Genomic DNA, 12,325 nt, shown 5'->3' on the forward strand with positions numbered 1-12,325 from the left:
GCTGAATGAATATATTATTCTTCAGTTTTTTCTTCAGTAGAATCTGTTGCTTCTACCTTAGGCTCTTCAACTTTTTCTTCTGCTTTAGGAGCTTCTGCTACTACAGCTTCAGCTTTTTTAGCAGTTGTAGATCTTCTACTTCTTCTTGTCGCTTTTTTCTCTTCCGCATTTGGATTGTAAAGCTCGTTGAAGTCAACTAACTCGATAAGAGCAGTATCAGCAGCATCCCCTGGTCTGAAACCTGTTTTGATGATTCTTGTATAACCACCGTTTCTTTCAGCGATTTTAGGAGCTACAGTTCTGAATAATTCAGAAACCGCTTCTTTATTTTGAAGATATGAAAAAACAACTCTTCTGTTATGTGTAGTATCTTCTTTTGCTTTTGTCAATAAAGGTTCAACATATACTCTTAAAGCTTTTGCTTTAGCTACAGTAGTGTTGATTCTTTTATGCTCAATTAGAGAACAAGCCATATTAGAAAGTAAAGCACTTCTATGAGAAGCTGTTCTTCCTAAGTGATTGAATTTTTTACCGTGTCTCATTATTAATTATTTATCAGCGTCTAACTTATATTTTGCAACGTCGAAACCGAAGTTAAGACCTTTTGAATGCACTAATTCTTCTAGTTCTGTCAAAGATTTTTTACCAAAATTTCTGAATTTCATCAAATCAGACTTACTGTAAGAAACTAATTCTCCAAGTGTTTCCACTTCTGCAGCTTTAAGACAGTTAAGAGCTCTAACTGAAAGATCCATATCTGCTAGTTTAGATTTAAGAAGTTGTCTTGTATGAAGTGTTTCTTCATCGTATTGGATAGACGCTTTTACAGCTTCAGTTTCAAGAGTGATTCTCTCATCGGAGAACAACATGAAGTGATAAATTAATATCTTAGAAGCTTCTGTTAAAGCATTTTGAGGACTGATGGAACCATCAGTTTCTATATCTAATACAAGTTTTTCGTAGTCTGTTTTTTGCTCTACACGATAATTTTCAATACTGTATTGTACTTTCTTAATTGGTGTAAAAATAGAGTCTATTGCAATAGTACCAACCGGTGCATTATTAGACTTATTTTGTTCAGAAGGAACATACCCTCTACCTTTTTCTATATTGAAGGTAATTTCGAAAGTTACATCTTTGTTTAGGTTACAGATCACCAAATCAGGATTCAATATTTCAAATCCGTTGATAGACTTTCCTAAATCTCCAGCAGTAATAACCGTTTGACTTGAAACTTTAGCCACTACCTGCTCATTAGGCTGGCTTTCTGCTGCAGCTTTTAATCTTACCTGCTTAAGGTTAAGAATAATTTCGGTAACATCTTCGATTACTCCCGGGATAGTTGAAAATTCGTGCTCTACACCTTCTATTTTGATAGATGAAATAGCGTATCCTTCTAGAGAAGAAAGCAACACTCTTCTCAAAGCATTACCGATTGTAAGCCCGAAACCTGGTTCTAATGGTCTGAATTCGAATTGACCTTTAAATTCATCAGAGTTAAGTAATATTACTTTATCGGGTTTTATGAATTGTAAAATTGCCATATTATTGGGTTGAGCAAAAATTTGATTAAAAAATTATTTAGAGTAAAGTTCGACAATAAGATTCTCCTTGATATCCTCCGGAATCTGGATTCTTTCAGGAGCAGAAACGAAGGTACCTTCTTTCTTCTCATCGTTGAATTGTAACCACTCATAGTTTGACTTAGAAGCTAAAGCGTTGGTAACAACTTCAAGAGACTTAGACTTTTCTCTTACAGCGATTACATCACCTGCTTTTACCAAATACGAAGGGATATTAAGAATTTCTCCATTTACAGTAATGTGTCTGTGAGAAACTAATTGTCTAGCTGCAGATCTGGTTTTAGCAAAACCGAATCTGTACACTACGTTATCCAATCTAGATTCGCAAAGTTGCAATAGAACTTCCCCTGTTACTCCTTTACTTCTGTGTGCTTTATCGAATAAGTTTGCGAATTGTTTTTCTAAAATACCGTAAGTATATTTAGCTTTTTGTTTTTCTGCTAACTGAACTGCATATTCAGATTTTTTAGCACCTCTTCTTTTGTTCGGTCCGTGTTGTCCCGGTGGTTGGTTCTTTCTTTTTTCGAAGTTTTTATCGTCTCCGTAGATTGCAGCACCAAATTTTCTAGCAATCTTAGTTTTAGGTCCAATATATCTTGCCATAATGGGTAAATTCTAAAAATTAAACTCTTCTTCTTTTTGGTGGTCTACATCCATTGTGTGGCATTGGAGTCACATCAACGATTTCACTAACTTCAATTCCTGAATTGTGAATAGATCTGATTGCAGATTCTCTACCAGAACCTGGACCTTTCACAAACACCTTTACTCTTCTTAATCCAGCTTCATGAGCTACAGCAGAGCAATTTTCAGCTGCCATCTGAGCAGCAAAAGGAGTATTCTTTTTAGAACCTCTGAATCCCATTTTACCGGCAGACGCCCAAGAAATTACTTCTCCGTTTTTATTTGTTAAAGAAATGATGATGTTATTGAAAGAAGCTTGAATATGCGCTTCACCAATAGCTTCAACTTTTACTTTTCTTTTTTTAACTACTTTAGTTTGTTTTGCCATAATTCCTAACGATTATTTACTAGCTTTTTTCTTGTTAGCAACAGTTTTTCTCTTTCCTTTACGGGTTCTAGAGTTATTTTTCGTTCTCTGGCCTCTTAAAGGTAATCCTAGTCTGTGACGTATTCCTCGTTGGCATCCTATGTCCATTAATCTTTTAATGTTCAATTGCACTTCAGATCTTAATTCTCCCTCTACTTTTACGTTTTCAGAGATATAAGTTCTGATTGCAGCCAATTCATCGTCATTCCATTCGTTGACTTTCTTATCTTCGCTGATACCGGCAGCCTTAAGGATTTCAGAAGAAGTACTTCTTCCAACTCCGTAGATATAAGTTAAACCGATAACGCCTCTTTTGTTTTTTGGTAAATCAATACCTGCAATTCTCGCCATAATTTAATATTAGCCTTGTCTTTGTTTAAATTTTGGGTTCTTCTTGTTGATTACAAACAATACTCCTTTTCTACGTACTATCTTGCAATCAGCGCTTCTTTTTTTAATTGATGCTCTAACTTTCATTTGAAATATTTATTTTTTTTACTGACAAATGAATCTTACGATTTCATTAATAGTATTTATTTTTCAACAATAGCCAAACGGAAATCTGAAGACTCCATTTGGCATTTGTTTTTTTAATATCTAAATGTGATTCTCCCTTTTGTTAAATCATAGGGAGACATTTCTAATTTCACCTTATCACCAGGTAAAAGCTTAATATAATGCATTCTCATTTTCCCAGAAATATGAGCAATAAGCACATGCCCATTCTCAAGTTCTACGCGGAACATGGCGTTTGAGAGTGCTTCAACTATTACGCCGTCCTGTTCAATATGTTTTTGTTTTGCCATAAATTAATATCCAGTCGATCTTGATAATTTAGACTGCATTAAGCCATCATAGTGATGGTTCAGCAGATATGTATTAATCTGTTGAACGGTATCTAAAATAACTCCAACCATAATCAATAAGGACGTTCCCCCGAAAAATAAGGCGAACGCATCTGTCTGAACAAAGCTTCCGTGTACAATTGCCGGAAGGACTGCAAAGATAGATAAAAATATTGCACCTGGCAAGGTTATTTTTGATAAAATATCATCTAAATAATCAGCGGTCTCTTTACCGGGTCTTACTTTCGGTATTAATCCTCCATTTCTCTTCAGGTCATCAGCCATCTGGTTAACTGGAATTGTGATTGCCGTATAGAAGAATGAGAAGATAATAATCAACAGTGCAAACAATACATTGTACTGCCAGCTAAAAACATTCTTGAAACCTGCAAGAAAAGTATTAGATTCATCAAACTTGGTTAATAAACCAGGTACGAACATCAAAGCCTGAGCAAAGATGATCGGCATTACACCGGCTGCATTAACTTTTAATGGAATCCACTGTCTTGCTCCCTGCATAAGATTTCTATTTACACCTCCTCTTGCTTGAGCTCTACTTACATACTGAATTGGAATTTTTCTTACAGCAACTGATAATATTACTGCGAGAAGAACTACCAGCATCCAGAATAATACTTCAATAAGGATCATGATAGATCCCATCCCTCCTTTTCCGTTTTGTACTGCCATTTCCTGTACAAATGCTTCTGGTAGTCTGGATAAAATTCCCACCATAATAAGAATGGAAATACCATTTCCAATTCCCTTATCGGTAATTTTTTCTCCTAACCACATTGCAAATACAGAACCTCCTACCAAGATTACAATACTTGGCAACCAGAACATAATTGAATTAGGCTCTACATAATATGCAGATTGGAACTGAGCATATGGTAAGAATAATTGAGTGATAGAAGTTAAGTATGAAGGTGCCTGTACTAAACAAACTCCAATAGTTAACCATCTTGTAATTTGGTTCAATGTATTTCTACCTGACTCTCCGTCTTTTTGAAGTTTCTGAAGATAAGGAATAGCCATTCCCATCAACTGAACTATAATGGAAGCAGAAATATAGGGCATAATACCTAACGCCATTACGGAAGCGTGGCTGAAAGCTCCCCCCGTAAAAGACGAAAGCAAGCCAAGGAGACCTGCTCCTTGCTTGTTACCGCCCTGATTTTTATAATGCTCTAAGAGATCTCCTACTTCTGCAAGGTTAATCGCAGGTAACGAGATATAAGATGCGAATCTATACACAAGGATAATTCCTAAAGTAAAGAGAATTTTTTCTCTTAATTCTTTTAGGCTCCAAATATTTTTAAGGGTTTGTATAAATTCTTTCATTAGTAATTATTATAAGGTAATTGCTTTTCCACCTGCCTTAGCAATAAGCTCTTCAGCAGATTTAGTGAATTTGTCAGCAGAGATTGAAACCGCAGATTTCAATTCTCCTCTACCCATAATTTTCACTAATTCGTTTTTAGAAATTAATCCGTTTTCTACTAAAACTTCTTTCGTGATATCTCCAGTTATGGATTTGTTCTCGATTAAAGTCTGGATAGTATCAAGGTTAATTCCTCTAAACTCTTTTCTGTTAATATTTTTGAAACCGAATTTCGGTAATCTTCTTTGTAAAGGCATCTGACCTCCTTCAAAACCGATTTTCTGAGAATAACCGGCTCTTGATTTTTGACCTTTATGTCCTTTTGTTGAAGTACCTCCTTTTCCGCTACCTTGTCCTCTACCAATTCTTTTTGAATTGAAAGTAGATCCTGCAGCTGGTTTTATGTTGTTTAAATTCATTTTAAAATTATTTTAAAAATTATTTTTGAACTTCAAGTAAATGACTAACTGCAGCTATCATTCCTAAGATAGAAGGAGTAGCTTCATGTTCTACAACTTGGTGAAGTTTCTTTAATCCTAATGCTTCAAGCGTTCTCTTTTGGGTTTTTGTTCTTCCAATAGCGCTTCTTACTTGCTTTACTTTGATTGTTGCCATTGTTTTATATATTAACCGTTAAACACTTTACTTAGAGAAACTCCTCTCATTCTAGCGATCTCTTCAGGTCTTCTGATATCCAATAACGCTTTGAAAGTAGCTTTCACCACATTGTGAGGGTTAGAAGATCCTTTAGATTTTGAAAGGATATCGTGAATACCAGCAGATTCCAATACTGCTCTTACCGCACCACCGGCGATAAGCCCTGTACCGTGAGAAGCAGGTCTTAAGAAGATATCTGCACCACCGTATCTAGCAGTAGTTTGGTGAGGAATAGTATGGTTCATTACAGGAACTTTTACAAGGTTTTTCTTAGCGTCTTCAACTGCTTTAGCAATTGCAGAAGCAACCTCTTTAGATTTCCCTAAACCAAAACCGATTACACCTTCTTCATTACCTACTACAACAATAGCAGAAAATCCGAAAGCTCTACCTCCTTTAGTTACTTTTGTTACTCTGTTAACAGCTACGAGACGATCTTTTAATTCTAATCCTCCCGGTTTTACTCTTTCTATATTATCTAGTCCTAACATATTTTCCGAAATTTAATGATTAGAATTTAAGTCCTCCTTCTCTCGCACCATCAGCTAGAGCTTTAACTCTTCCGTGATATACGAATCCGTTTCTATCAAACACTATATTTTCAATTCCTGCAGCTTTAGCTTTAGCAGCGATTGCTTTACCTACAGCAGCAGAAACTTCACTCTTTGTACCTTTAGCATCTACACCTTTTTCTCTTGAAGAAGCTGCTGCTAAAGTTTTACCACTTTTATCGTCGATTAACTGAGCGTAAATTTCCTTATTACTTTTATATACAGATAATCTTGGCAATTCAGAAGATCCAGAGATTTTTCCTCTTACTCTTCTTTTGATTCTTATTCTTTTTTCTAATTTACTTAATGCCATTTTCTTATAATTTATTAAGCAGATTTACCAGCTTTACGTCTAACAATTTCTCCTACGAATCTTACACCTTTTCCTTTGTATGGTTCAGGCTTTCTGAAAGAACGGATCTTTGCAGTTACCATTCCCAGAAGTTGTTTGTCATGAGACGTTAAAGTAATAATTGGATTTTTACCTTTTTCAGTCAATGTATCAACTTTCACTTCACTTGGAAGTTCTAATACGATACCGTGAGAGAATCCTAAAGCTAACTCAAGTTTTTGACCTGAGTGAGAAGCTCTGTATCCTACCCCTACTAATTCTAGTTTCTTTTCGAAACCTTCTGAAACACCAACAATCATATTGTTGATTAACGCTCTGTATAAACCGTGAAGCGCTCTGTGTTGCTTAGATTCAGATGGTCTGTTTACGTTCAGTTCTCCATCTTTTTGCTCTAAAGTAATTCCTGCTGTAAGCTCTTGAGAAAGTTCTCCTTTAGCTCCTTTTACAGTTACTACACCATCTTTTTCAGTGATTGTAACTCCTGCAGGAATAGTTATAATTGCTTTACCAATTCTTGACATTTTCCTTTGATTAAAAATTAATAAACATAGCAGATTACCTCACCGCCTACTTTCTCTTCTCTAGCTTTCTTATCAGTCATTACTCCTCTTGAAGTAGAGATGATAGCTACACCCAAACCGTTCAGTACTCTTGGAAGTTCAGTAGAACCTTTGTACTGTCTCAAACCTGGTCTTGAAGCTCTTTGAATAGACTTGATAGCAGGCTTGCTAGTTTGTTTATCATACTTTAAAGCGATTTTGATCGAACCTTGAACAGCGTTATCTTCAAACTTATAGTTTAAAATATAACCTTGATCAAATAAGATCTTTGTAATCTCCTTTTTGATTTTCGATGCAGGAATTTCCACCACTTTGTGGCCTGCGCTTTGTGCGTTCCTTACTCTTGTTAGGAAATCTGAAATTGGATCTGTTACCATTTTTCTTTTTAAATTATTGGTTAAAGACAGCCAGTTTTGAAAAGACTTGAAAATTGAAGATATCAGACTTCAGAAAACTCATTCATCTGATATCTTTTATTTTTAGTTTCTAAACAACTTAGTTGTCTCGATTATTAAGTAATTGTTACCAACTAGCTTTTTTAACTCCCGGGATAAGACCGTTATTTGCCATTTCTCTGAAAGTTACTCTGGAAATACCAAACGTTCTCATATATCCTCTTGGTCTACCTGTTAATTTACATCTGTTGTGTAATCTTACAGGGGAAGCATTTTTAGGTAATTTCTGAAGAGCTTCATAATCACCAGCTTCTTTTAAAGCTTTTCTTTTGTCAGCGTATTTAGCAACTAGTGCTTCTCTTTTGCGCTCACGCGCTTTCATTGATTCTTTAGCCATTTCTTAGTTCTTTTTAAATGGTAAACCGAAGTGAGTTAATAATGCTTTAGCTTCTTTATCTGTTTTCGCAGTTGTAACGAAAGTGATGTCCATCCCTTGGATTTTTTTCACTTTGTCGATTACGATCTCAGGGAAGATAATTTGCTCAGTAATACCTAAGTTATAATTACCTCTACCATCGAAACCATCAGCTTTAATACCAGAGAAATCTCTAATTCTTGGCAATGCAGAAGAAGTTAATCTATCTAAAAACTCATACATTTTGTGAGCTCTAAGAGTAACTTTAGCACCTACAGGCATACCTTTTCTTAGTTTAAAAGCAGCTTCGTCTTTCTTAGAGATAGTACCTACGGCTTTTTGTCCTGTAATGTTTGTTAATTCTTCTACAGCATAGTCGATAATTTTCTTATCAGCAGTAGCATCTCCTAAACCTTGAGAGATAACAATTTTCTCTAATTTAGGTACCTGCATGATTGACTTATATCCAAATTCTTCCATCATTGCTGGAACAATCTTCTCTTTATATGCTTTTTTGGGTCTTGCTATATATTCCATGTTTTGTTCAAATTATAAAGTTTCACCCGTTTTTTTGTTGATTCTTACTTTCTTATCTCCGTCGATTTTATAACCTACTTTGATAGCTTTTCCGTCTTTACCAACTAAAGCTACGTTTGAGATATGAATAGAAGCTTCTTTCTCTGTAATTCCACCTTGAGGGTTTGAAGCTGAAGGCTTAACGTGTTTTTTAACGATGTTAAGTCCTGCAACAATAACTCTAGGGTCTCTTCCTTCTTTCTTGATCACTTCAATAACTTCACCTGTACTACCTTTAAGACCTTTCTTACCTGTAGTTACGATTACGTTATCTCCTCTTTTTATTTTTAACTTTGACATTTCTTTAAAAATTTTAAAAATTAAAGTACTTCAGGAGCTAATGAAATGATTTTCATATATTCTTTATCTCTCAACTCACGGGCAACCGGTCCGAAAACACGAGTTCCTCTCATTTCTCCTGCTGCATTTAGTAATACACAAGCATTGTCATCGAATTTGATGTATGAACCATCTTTTCTTCTTACTGCTTTTTTAGTTCTTACTACTACAGCTTTAGATACCTGACCTTTTTTAGCGTTTCCTGATGGTGTAGAATCTTTGATAGTAACAACGATTTTATCACCAACTGAAGCATATCTTCTTCTGGTTCCTCCCAGAACTCTGATAACTAATACTTCTTTAGCACCTGTGTTATCAGCAACTTTTAATCTTGATTCTGTTTGTAACATTATTACTTAGCTTTTTCAATGATTCTTACTAATCTCCATCTCTTACTTTTGCTCAAAGGTCTAGTTTCTTGGATAAGAACTGTATCTCCTTCGTTGCACTCATTGTTCTCGTCATGTGCAGTATATTTTTTCGTTTTCAAAACGAATTTACCGTACATCGGGTGTTTCATTCTCATAGTCTCACTTACAACAATGGTCTTTTCCATTTTATTGCTGGAAACTATTCCGATTCTTTCTTTTCTTAAGTTTCTTTCCATAATGTATGAAAATCTTATTGTTGTTTAGTGTTTAACTCTGTATTTAGTCTTGCGATCGTCTTTCTCAAATCTCTGATTTGAATCGGGTTTTCAATTGGGCTGATTTTATGAGCCAATTTCAATTTTGAATATTGAGCTTTAGTTTCAGCTAATTTATTTTGAATATCTCCCGCGCTTAAATTTTTAATATCAGCTTTTTTCATTGTATTCAAAGATTAAAGAGGTTTAACAAAATCGTTAGCAACTATGAATTTAGTAACTACAGGTAGTTTTTGTGCAGCAAGTCTTAATGCTTCTTTTGCCACGTCGTAAGGAACACCTCCTATTTCGAACATGATTTTTCCTGGCTTTACTACAGCTACCCAATATTCCACAGCACCTTTACCTTTACCCATCCTTACTTCAGCTGGTTTTTTAGTAATCGGTTTATCCGGGAAGATTTTGATCCATAACTGACCTTCTCTCTTCATATATCTTGTCGCAGCGATACGTGCAGCTTCAATTTGTCTTGCAGTGATCCAAGCTCCTTCTGTAGCCTTAATCCCGAAAGTTCCATAAGCAAGTTGACTACCTCTTTGGGCATTCCCCTTCATTTTCATCTTATGAACTCTACGGAATTTGGTTCTTTTTGGTTGTAACATAATTTCTAAATTTTAGATTTTAGATTTTAGATTTTAGATTTTTTTTAATTTTAAAAAAGTAACGGTAATTTAAAATTCAAAACTTCTAATCTAAAATTTTAATTATTATTGTTATTGTTGTTATGATTTTTTCTAGGTCTTCTGTTGTCTCTGTCTCCTCCTCTGTTTCCTCTGTCTGACTGACCTCCTTTTTTCTGTTGTCCTACTAGTGGGGAAAGTTCTCTTTTACCGTAAACTTCACCTTTCATAATCCAAACTTTCACACCTAGTCTACCATAAGTAGTGTGAGCTTCAGCAATGTGATAATCAATATCAGCTCTGAAAGTAGACAATGGAATTCTTCCGTCTTTGAAAGATTCGCTTCTTGCCATTTCAGCTCCGTTCAATCTACCAGAGATTTGAACTTTGATACCTTCAGCTCCCATTCTCATTGTACTTGCTATTGCCATTTTAACAGCTCTTCTGTAAGAAATTCTGTTTTCAATTTGCTTAGCAATACTATCAGCAACTAAAACTGCATCTAATTCAGGTCTTTTGATTTCAAAGATGTTGATCTGGATATCTTTATCAGTAATCTTTTTCAACTCTTCTTTTAATTTATCAACTTCCTGACCTCCTTTACCGATGATAAGTCCCGGTCTAGCAGTAGTAATAGTTACTGTAACTAATTTTAAAGTTCTTTCAATATAAATTTTTGAAATACCACCTTTAGATAATCTAGCTTCAAGGTATCTTCTGATTTTGTAGTCTTCAGCGATTCTGTCTCCATAATCGTTTCCACCAAACCAGTTAGAATCCCATCCTCTGATGATACCTAATCTGTTACCAATTGGATTTGTCTTCTGTCCCATACCTTGATTAATTTTCTTTATTACCTAAGATTAATGTAACGTGGTTAGATCTTTTTCTGATTCTATACCCTCTTCCTTGTGGAGCTGGTCTTAGTCTCTTCAATTGTCTTGCACTATCCACGAATATTTCTTTAACGATAAGGTTTGCTTCTTCAATATCAGCACCTTCGTTTTTAGTCTGCCAGTTTGCAATAGCAGAAAGAAGTAATTTTTCTAATTTATTAGAAGCTTCTTTTTTAGAATATTTTAGGATATAAAGAGCTTTATCTACCTGCTCTCCTCTAATGATATCAGCAACTAATCTCATTTTTCTCGGAGAAGATGGGCAGTTATTTAATGAAGCTTTAACAACGTCCTTGTTTGCTTCTTTTCTTGCGATTGCGCTATCTTGTTTTCTTGATCCCATGATTATCTGCTTCCTTTGTTTTTGTTACCACCATGACCTCTGAAAGATCTTGTTGGAGAAAATTCGCCTAACTTGTGACCAACCATGTTTTCTGTAACATATACAGGGATAAAAGATTTCCCGTTGTGTACAGCAATAGTTTGTCCTACGAAGTCCGGAGAGATCATAGATGCTCTAGACCAAGTTTTGATAACTGTCTTCTTACCAGACTCTATATTTGCCTGAACCTTCTTATCTAAAGTATGATGAATGAACGGTCCTTTCTTAAGTGATCTTGCCATAATTATTTTCTTTTAGATACGATGTAACGGTTAGACACTTTGTTTTTCTTTCTAGTTTTGTAACCTTTAGATGGCATACCGTTTCTAGATCTTGGGTGACCTCCTGAAGAACGTCCTTCCCCACCACCCATTGGGTGATCTACTGGGTTCATTACTACCGCTCTTGTTCTAGGTCTTCTACCTAACCATCTGCTTCTACCAGCTTTACCTGATACTGTTAATTGGTGATCAGAGTTAGAAACTGAACCAATCATTGCCATACATTCTACAAGAATCATTCTTGATTCTCCTGAAGGCAATTTAATGATTGCATATTTCCCGTCTCTTGAAGTTAATTGAGCTGAAGAACCAGCACTTCTTGCTAAAATAGCCCCTTGACCAGGTCTCATTTCAACACAAGAAATAACAGTACCCAATGGAATATTTCTCAATTTCATTGCGTTACCGATATTCGGTTCTACGCTTTCTCCTGAAACTACTTTCTGATCTACTTTGATACCATTTGGAGCGATGATATATCTCTTTTCTCCATCAGCATATTCTAATAAAGCAATAAATGCAGTTCTGTTTGGATCGTATTCTACAGATTTTACAGTGGCTTCAACGTTTGCTTTGTTTCTTTTGAAGTCAATAATTCTGTATTTCTTTTTGTGTCCACCTCCGGTGTAACGCATGGTCATTTTACCTGTTTGGTTACGTCCACCTGACTTTTTAATACCAACTGTTAGAGATTTCTCTGGTTTGTTGGTAGTAATTTCCTCAAAATTGTTAACAATTCTGAATCTCTGTCCCGGGGTGATAGGTTTTAATTTTCTAACAGACATTACTATT

25 protein-coding genes are annotated in these 12,325 nt (G+C 35.3%); all 25 read right to left on the bottom strand.

Features of this window, described 5'->3' with window-relative positions; translation table 11 throughout:
• Positions 1 to 14: 14 nt before the first annotated feature.
• The 25 genes from rplQ to rplB all read right to left on the bottom strand — a co-directional run bounded on the left by rplQ (position 15) and on the right by rplB (position 12,318).
• Complete coding sequence (rplQ, locus tag Q0A18_RS09630; RefSeq protein ID WP_292009941.1) at positions 15 to 542, bottom strand: 50S ribosomal protein L17; 528 nt, start codon at positions 540 to 542, stop codon at positions 15 to 17.
• Positions 543 to 548: 6 nt separating this feature from the next.
• Complete coding sequence (locus tag Q0A18_RS09635) at positions 549 to 1,544, bottom strand: DNA-directed RNA polymerase subunit alpha (protein WP_292009942.1); 996 nt, start codon at positions 1,542 to 1,544, stop codon at positions 549 to 551.
• Between the two features lie 33 nt (positions 1,545 to 1,577).
• Positions 1,578 to 2,186 carry a 30S ribosomal protein S4 gene (gene rpsD / locus Q0A18_RS09640; protein WP_292009943.1) on the bottom strand — a complete coding sequence of 203 codons (609 nt, stop codon included), beginning with the start codon at positions 2,184 to 2,186 and terminating at the stop codon, positions 1,578 to 1,580.
• A gap of 19 nt (positions 2,187 to 2,205) precedes the next feature.
• Positions 2,206 to 2,595 (bottom strand): 30S ribosomal protein S11, encoded by a 390-nt coding sequence (gene rpsK / locus Q0A18_RS09645; RefSeq protein ID WP_292009944.1) that lies wholly within the window; start codon positions 2,593 to 2,595, stop codon positions 2,206 to 2,208.
• A 12-nt stretch (positions 2,596 to 2,607) separates the two neighbouring features.
• Entirely contained in the window at positions 2,608 to 2,985 is a 378-nt protein-coding gene (gene rpsM / locus Q0A18_RS09650; protein ID WP_002983260.1) for a 30S ribosomal protein S13, read from the bottom strand.
• A gap of 9 nt (positions 2,986 to 2,994) precedes the next feature.
• Entirely contained in the window at positions 2,995 to 3,111 is a 117-nt protein-coding gene (gene rpmJ / locus Q0A18_RS09655; RefSeq protein ID WP_007839480.1) for a 50S ribosomal protein L36, read from the bottom strand.
• Positions 3,112 to 3,224: 113 nt separating this feature from the next.
• Positions 3,225 to 3,440, bottom strand: coding sequence for a translation initiation factor IF-1 (gene infA / locus Q0A18_RS09660; protein ID WP_089793277.1), 216 nt, complete (start codon positions 3,438 to 3,440; stop codon positions 3,225 to 3,227).
• A gap of 3 nt (positions 3,441 to 3,443) precedes the next feature.
• Positions 3,444 to 4,823: a preprotein translocase subunit SecY gene (gene secY, locus Q0A18_RS09665; RefSeq protein WP_292009945.1), complete on the bottom strand. Its 1,380-nt coding sequence runs from the start codon at positions 4,821 to 4,823 to the stop codon at positions 3,444 to 3,446.
• Between the two features lie 9 nt (positions 4,824 to 4,832).
• The gene (gene rplO / locus Q0A18_RS09670; protein ID WP_292009946.1) at positions 4,833 to 5,282 is read right to left on the bottom strand and encodes a 50S ribosomal protein L15; all 450 of its coding nucleotides are present in this window, start codon (positions 5,280 to 5,282) and stop codon (positions 4,833 to 4,835) included.
• A gap of 19 nt (positions 5,283 to 5,301) precedes the next feature.
• The gene (gene rpmD, locus Q0A18_RS09675; RefSeq protein ID WP_029297759.1) at positions 5,302 to 5,478 is read right to left on the bottom strand and encodes a 50S ribosomal protein L30; all 177 of its coding nucleotides are present in this window, start codon (positions 5,476 to 5,478) and stop codon (positions 5,302 to 5,304) included.
• Between the two features lie 11 nt (positions 5,479 to 5,489).
• Complete coding sequence (gene rpsE / locus Q0A18_RS09680; protein WP_042721505.1) at positions 5,490 to 6,011, bottom strand: 30S ribosomal protein S5; 522 nt, start codon at positions 6,009 to 6,011, stop codon at positions 5,490 to 5,492.
• A 19-nt stretch (positions 6,012 to 6,030) separates the two neighbouring features.
• Positions 6,031 to 6,384: a 50S ribosomal protein L18 gene (rplR, locus tag Q0A18_RS09685; RefSeq protein ID WP_292009947.1), complete on the bottom strand. Its 354-nt coding sequence runs from the start codon at positions 6,382 to 6,384 to the stop codon at positions 6,031 to 6,033.
• A gap of 14 nt (positions 6,385 to 6,398) precedes the next feature.
• The gene (gene rplF / locus Q0A18_RS09690) at positions 6,399 to 6,944 is read right to left on the bottom strand and encodes a 50S ribosomal protein L6 (protein WP_292009948.1); all 546 of its coding nucleotides are present in this window, start codon (positions 6,942 to 6,944) and stop codon (positions 6,399 to 6,401) included.
• A gap of 17 nt (positions 6,945 to 6,961) precedes the next feature.
• A complete protein-coding gene (gene rpsH, locus Q0A18_RS09695; protein WP_292009949.1) occupies positions 6,962 to 7,360 on the bottom strand; it encodes a 30S ribosomal protein S8 in 399 nt (132 codons plus the stop codon).
• A 145-nt stretch (positions 7,361 to 7,505) separates the two neighbouring features.
• Positions 7,506 to 7,775 (bottom strand): 30S ribosomal protein S14, encoded by a 270-nt coding sequence (rpsN, locus tag Q0A18_RS09700; RefSeq protein ID WP_007839501.1) that lies wholly within the window; start codon positions 7,773 to 7,775, stop codon positions 7,506 to 7,508.
• Between the two features lie 3 nt (positions 7,776 to 7,778).
• Entirely contained in the window at positions 7,779 to 8,330 is a 552-nt protein-coding gene (rplE, locus tag Q0A18_RS09705) for a 50S ribosomal protein L5 (RefSeq protein ID WP_292009950.1), read from the bottom strand.
• 12 nt (positions 8,331 to 8,342) lie between these two features.
• The gene (rplX, locus tag Q0A18_RS09710; protein WP_292009951.1) at positions 8,343 to 8,669 is read right to left on the bottom strand and encodes a 50S ribosomal protein L24; all 327 of its coding nucleotides are present in this window, start codon (positions 8,667 to 8,669) and stop codon (positions 8,343 to 8,345) included.
• 20 nt (positions 8,670 to 8,689) lie between these two features.
• Positions 8,690 to 9,058: a 50S ribosomal protein L14 gene (gene rplN, locus Q0A18_RS09715; RefSeq protein WP_002983226.1), complete on the bottom strand. Its 369-nt coding sequence runs from the start codon at positions 9,056 to 9,058 to the stop codon at positions 8,690 to 8,692.
• A 2-nt stretch (positions 9,059 to 9,060) separates the two neighbouring features.
• Positions 9,061 to 9,318 carry a 30S ribosomal protein S17 gene (rpsQ, locus tag Q0A18_RS09720; RefSeq protein ID WP_292009971.1) on the bottom strand — a complete coding sequence of 86 codons (258 nt, stop codon included), beginning with the start codon at positions 9,316 to 9,318 and terminating at the stop codon, positions 9,061 to 9,063.
• Between the two features lie 11 nt (positions 9,319 to 9,329).
• A complete protein-coding gene (gene rpmC / locus Q0A18_RS09725) occupies positions 9,330 to 9,518 on the bottom strand; it encodes a 50S ribosomal protein L29 (RefSeq protein ID WP_292009952.1) in 189 nt (62 codons plus the stop codon).
• 12 nt (positions 9,519 to 9,530) lie between these two features.
• Positions 9,531 to 9,956, bottom strand: a complete 426-nt coding sequence (gene rplP / locus Q0A18_RS09730) for a 50S ribosomal protein L16 (protein ID WP_292009953.1) — start codon at positions 9,954 to 9,956, stop codon at positions 9,531 to 9,533.
• A gap of 98 nt (positions 9,957 to 10,054) precedes the next feature.
• Positions 10,055 to 10,807 (bottom strand): 30S ribosomal protein S3, encoded by a 753-nt coding sequence (gene rpsC, locus Q0A18_RS09735; protein WP_292009954.1) that lies wholly within the window; start codon positions 10,805 to 10,807, stop codon positions 10,055 to 10,057.
• Between the two features lie 7 nt (positions 10,808 to 10,814).
• On the bottom strand, positions 10,815 to 11,213 hold the full coding sequence (gene rplV / locus Q0A18_RS09740; RefSeq protein ID WP_089793295.1) for a 50S ribosomal protein L22: 399 nt from the start codon (positions 11,211 to 11,213) through the stop codon (positions 10,815 to 10,817).
• Positions 11,214 to 11,215: 2 nt separating this feature from the next.
• On the bottom strand, positions 11,216 to 11,494 hold the full coding sequence (gene rpsS, locus Q0A18_RS09745; RefSeq protein ID WP_002983209.1) for a 30S ribosomal protein S19: 279 nt from the start codon (positions 11,492 to 11,494) through the stop codon (positions 11,216 to 11,218).
• A gap of 2 nt (positions 11,495 to 11,496) precedes the next feature.
• Positions 11,497 to 12,318 carry a 50S ribosomal protein L2 gene (gene rplB, locus Q0A18_RS09750; protein WP_292009955.1) on the bottom strand — a complete coding sequence of 274 codons (822 nt, stop codon included), beginning with the start codon at positions 12,316 to 12,318 and terminating at the stop codon, positions 11,497 to 11,499.
• Positions 12,319 to 12,325 lie beyond the last annotated feature (7 nt).

The organism is Chryseobacterium sp., from assembly GCF_022712095.1.
In the GTDB taxonomy this organism is placed as follows: domain Bacteria; phylum Bacteroidota; class Bacteroidia; order Flavobacteriales; family Weeksellaceae; genus Chryseobacterium.

Excerpts from the sequence above, each read along its gene's own strand:
- rplQ (WP_292009941.1), bottom strand. The coding sequence starts at position 542 with ATGAGACACGGTAAAAAATTCAATCACTTAGGAAGAACAGCTTCTCAT.
- Q0A18_RS09635 (WP_292009942.1), bottom strand. The coding sequence starts at position 1,544 with ATGGCAATTTTACAATTCATAAAACCCGATAAAGTAATATTACTTAAC.
- rpsD (WP_292009943.1), bottom strand. The coding sequence starts at position 2,186 with ATGGCAAGATATATTGGACCTAAAACTAAGATTGCTAGAAAATTTGGT.
- rpsK (WP_292009944.1), bottom strand. The coding sequence starts at position 2,595 with ATGGCAAAACAAACTAAAGTAGTTAAAAAAAGAAAAGTAAAAGTTGAA.
- rpsM (WP_002983260.1), bottom strand. The coding sequence starts at position 2,985 with ATGGCGAGAATTGCAGGTATTGATTTACCAAAAAACAAAAGAGGCGTT.
- rpmJ (WP_007839480.1), bottom strand. The coding sequence starts at position 3,111 with ATGAAAGTTAGAGCATCAATTAAAAAAAGAAGCGCTGATTGCAAGATA.
- infA (WP_089793277.1), bottom strand. The coding sequence starts at position 3,440 with ATGGCAAAACAAAAACATATTGAACAGGACGGCGTAATAGTTGAAGCA.
- secY (WP_292009945.1), bottom strand. The coding sequence starts at position 4,823 with ATGAAAGAATTTATACAAACCCTTAAAAATATTTGGAGCCTAAAAGAA.
- rplO (WP_292009946.1), bottom strand. The coding sequence starts at position 5,282 with ATGAATTTAAACAACATAAAACCAGCTGCAGGATCTACTTTCAATTCA.
- rpmD (WP_029297759.1), bottom strand. The coding sequence starts at position 5,478 with ATGGCAACAATCAAAGTAAAGCAAGTAAGAAGCGCTATTGGAAGAACA.
- rpsE (WP_042721505.1), bottom strand. The coding sequence starts at position 6,011 with ATGTTAGGACTAGATAATATAGAAAGAGTAAAACCGGGAGGATTAGAA.
- rplR (WP_292009947.1), bottom strand. The coding sequence starts at position 6,384 with ATGGCATTAAGTAAATTAGAAAAAAGAATAAGAATCAAAAGAAGAGTA.
- rplF (WP_292009948.1), bottom strand. The coding sequence starts at position 6,944 with ATGTCAAGAATTGGTAAAGCAATTATAACTATTCCTGCAGGAGTTACA.
- rpsH (WP_292009949.1), bottom strand. The coding sequence starts at position 7,360 with ATGGTAACAGATCCAATTTCAGATTTCCTAACAAGAGTAAGGAACGCA.
- rpsN (WP_007839501.1), bottom strand. The coding sequence starts at position 7,775 with ATGGCTAAAGAATCAATGAAAGCGCGTGAGCGCAAAAGAGAAGCACTA.
- rplE (WP_292009950.1), bottom strand. The coding sequence starts at position 8,330 with ATGGAATATATAGCAAGACCCAAAAAAGCATATAAAGAGAAGATTGTT.
- rplX (WP_292009951.1), bottom strand. The coding sequence starts at position 8,669 with ATGTCAAAGTTAAAAATAAAAAGAGGAGATAACGTAATCGTAACTACA.
- rplN (WP_002983226.1), bottom strand. The coding sequence starts at position 9,058 with ATGTTACAAACAGAATCAAGATTAAAAGTTGCTGATAACACAGGTGCT.
- rpmC (WP_292009952.1), bottom strand. The coding sequence starts at position 9,518 with ATGAAAAAAGCTGATATTAAAAATTTAAGCGCGGGAGATATTCAAAAT.
- rplP (WP_292009953.1), bottom strand. The coding sequence starts at position 9,956 with ATGTTACAACCAAAAAGAACCAAATTCCGTAGAGTTCATAAGATGAAA.
- rpsC (WP_292009954.1), bottom strand. The coding sequence starts at position 10,807 with ATGGGACAGAAGACAAATCCAATTGGTAACAGATTAGGTATCATCAGA.
- rplV (WP_089793295.1), bottom strand. The coding sequence starts at position 11,213 with ATGGGATCAAGAAAACAAGATAGCGCAATCGCAAGAAAAGAAGCAAAC.
- rpsS (WP_002983209.1), bottom strand. The coding sequence starts at position 11,494 with ATGGCAAGATCACTTAAGAAAGGACCGTTCATTCATCATACTTTAGAT.
- rplB (WP_292009955.1), bottom strand. The coding sequence starts at position 12,318 with ATGTCTGTTAGAAAATTAAAACCTATCACCCCGGGACAGAGATTCAGA.